The organism is Oleiphilus sp. HI0125 (assembly GCF_001635355.1).
Genome location: NZ_LWGF01000725.1, coordinates 1 through 2,479, shown reverse-complemented (window position 1 = coordinate 2,479; position 2,479 = coordinate 1). Strand labels below are relative to the sequence as shown.

Here is a 2,479-nt window from a genome sequence, read left to right as displayed (position 1 = left end):
TCGTTGTCAGGCTGGCGAAGCTCAAAGAGCCATCATTAAATTCTTTTAGCCATGGCGTGAATGGTGATTGAAGTTCGGTCTCCGAGAACCTACCAAAAGCCTTGCCTGCTCTGAATTGGAACAGCTTTTTGTATTGACTAAAAAGAGCTTGATGGTCTGCGTTAGCGTCTTTGGTTTCTGTGCCAGTTAGGATTTTTGCTGGTTGGTCGTCTTGCCATCGAGTAAGGCGATGGAAAACTAAGTGTCTGATTGCCATGAGGTAAGTACTAAAAAATTAAAGGAATGAAGGTGTAGTATTTTGGCGAATACTACACCTTTTTCAGTTTAAATCGACTTAATTGCGTCAACAATTTGTGATTCAGTTTCAGCGCTTAAAGTGAGGTCAGTATTTGACTGTGCTTCGCCCGCGTAGATAACAATTGCACTCGCAGCTTTAATGGCTGTTGCAGCCTCGTTCAAGCTTTCTTGGCTAGTGAATTGAGATGCGCTCAAAGTGATAGATGTAAGACCTTGATCGAACAGCTTACGTTCAGTCGCTTGAACCAATTGTTCGGCAAGCTCTCCTGTGCACGCAATGATCTTACCTTCGTGACCAAAGCGCTTGCTACGTTCCTGGGCGGTCACTTCAGTCCATTCTTGGGTGTCTGAACGTTCAGACTTGCTGACAATCATGCCCGCGCCAATCGTAACGTTGGTTAGACGGTCGATAATAATAAACGCACCGGTCGCCTTATTTTGATCATAAGGATCGAATGTCACCGCTTGATTAAGAGTCAGCTCACACAAAGAAATGCTATTTAATGCCAAGTTGTCGGCATCATTTTTCTCAAGCGTGTTAACGTCAACGGTGTGAATGATATTGTTGACCGAACCTGAGCTAAGCGTAGAGCCAAGCTTGATATCGATAAGCTTGCCAGGTTGAAGCTCCGCTTCGTTCATCCAAACGATGTTAGCCGTAAAGCTTTGACCTACGGAAGGTAAGTTGCTTGGCTTAACTAGCATATCTCCGCGAGATACGTCGATCTCATCGTTTAGAGTGATGGTGATTGCTTGACCAGCAAATGCATTTTCATGCTCGCCTTCATACGTGACAATCGATTTAACCGTGCTCTTCTTGCCAGATGGCAGGGCCATCAGTTCATCACCTTTGTTAACTTCACCAGAAGCCACAGTTCCGCAGAAACCACGGAAATTAAGGTTTGGACGGTTCACGTATTGAACGGGTAGGCGGAAGTCTTGAAAGTTTCTGTCTTCAGCCACCTGAACGTTTTCTAGAATGTCCATCAAAGGGGCGTCAGTGAACCAAGGAGTCAGTTCGCTATTAGAAACCACGTTCGTACCTTTCAACGCTGAAAGTGGAACAAAGCGGATGTCTTTGAGTTGTAGGTCAGACGCGAATTCAAGGTAATCAGCTTTGATTTCGTTGTAACGCTCTTCGCTATAGTCAACGAGGTCCATTTTGTTGATCGCAACGACTACGTGCTTAATACCTAAAAGAGAGGCAATAAAGCTATGACGGCGCGTTTGCGTCAGAACGCCATGACGTGCATCGATCAAGATAATAGCTAAGTCAGCCGTTGATGCACCTGTCGCCATGTTACGTGTGTATTGCTCGTGCCCAGGTGTGTCCGCGATGATAAATTTGCGTTTCGCTGTTGAGAAGTAACGGTACGCAACATCGATCGTGATGCCTTGCTCACGCTCAGCTTGTAGGCCATCTACAAGAAGTGCAAGGTCAATTTCACCCTCGTTGGTACCGCTCTTAACGCTGTCTTTTTTAATCGCTTCCAAATGATCTTCATAAATCATGTGAGAGTCGTGAAGTAGGCGGCCGATCAGTGTGCTTTTACCGTCGTCAACGCTACCACAGGTCAAAAGTCGCAAGAGCTCTTTTTGCTCATGCTGCTTCAGATATTCATTAATGTCTTCACTAATTAGTTCAGATTGGTGTGACATGATTATTCTCTTTGTTTGCCTGTAATCAGGCGTGCTACGTAATAAAATTATGTTGTTGCGTGTATGGTTCGCTCGCTAAAAACTATTAGAAATAGCCTTCGCGTTTTTTCTGCTCCATGGAGCCTGACGAATCATGGTCTATCACGCGGCCTTGACGCTCAGAGCTGGTGGTTAACAGCATCTCTTGAATGATATCTGGCAAAGTTTTCGCTTCAGACTCGACTGCGCCGGTTAGCGGGTAGCAGCCTAGCGTTCTAAATCGCACTGATTTCATCTCAGGGACTTCACCTTCTCTTAAGGGCATACGCTCATCGTCGACCATGATCAGTGTGCCGTCACGTTCAACAACAGGGCGCTTCTCTGAGAAGTAGAGTGGCACGATATCGATGTCTTCTAGGTGGATGTATTGCCAAATATCGAGCTCAGTCCAGTTTGAAAGTGGGAAAACACGAATGCTTTCGCCTTTATTAACTTTGCCGTTGTAGATATTCCAAAGTTCAGGACGCTGGTTCTTTGGATCCCA

3 protein-coding genes are annotated in these 2,479 nt (G+C 45.5%); all 3 read right to left on the bottom strand.

Annotation, left to right across the window (positions count from 1 at the left end; genetic code table 11):
• The coding region (locus A3762_RS10685) for a hypothetical protein (protein WP_197469199.1) at nt 1-256 on the bottom strand (256 nt) is incomplete at its 3' end.
• Between the two features lie 68 nt (nt 257-324).
• Entirely contained in the window at nt 325-1,956 is a 1,632-nt protein-coding gene (cysN, locus tag A3762_RS10680; protein WP_068755407.1) for a sulfate adenylyltransferase subunit CysN, read from the bottom strand.
• 85 nt (nt 1,957-2,041) lie between these two features.
• On the bottom strand, nt 2,042-2,479 hold a 438-nt coding region (gene cysD / locus A3762_RS10675; protein WP_156493394.1), incomplete at its 5' end, for a sulfate adenylyltransferase subunit CysD.

Coding starts and splice junctions, on each gene's coding strand:
- cysN (WP_068755407.1), bottom strand. CDS start 1,956: ATGTCACACCAATCTGAACTAATTAGTGAAGACATTAATGAATATCTG.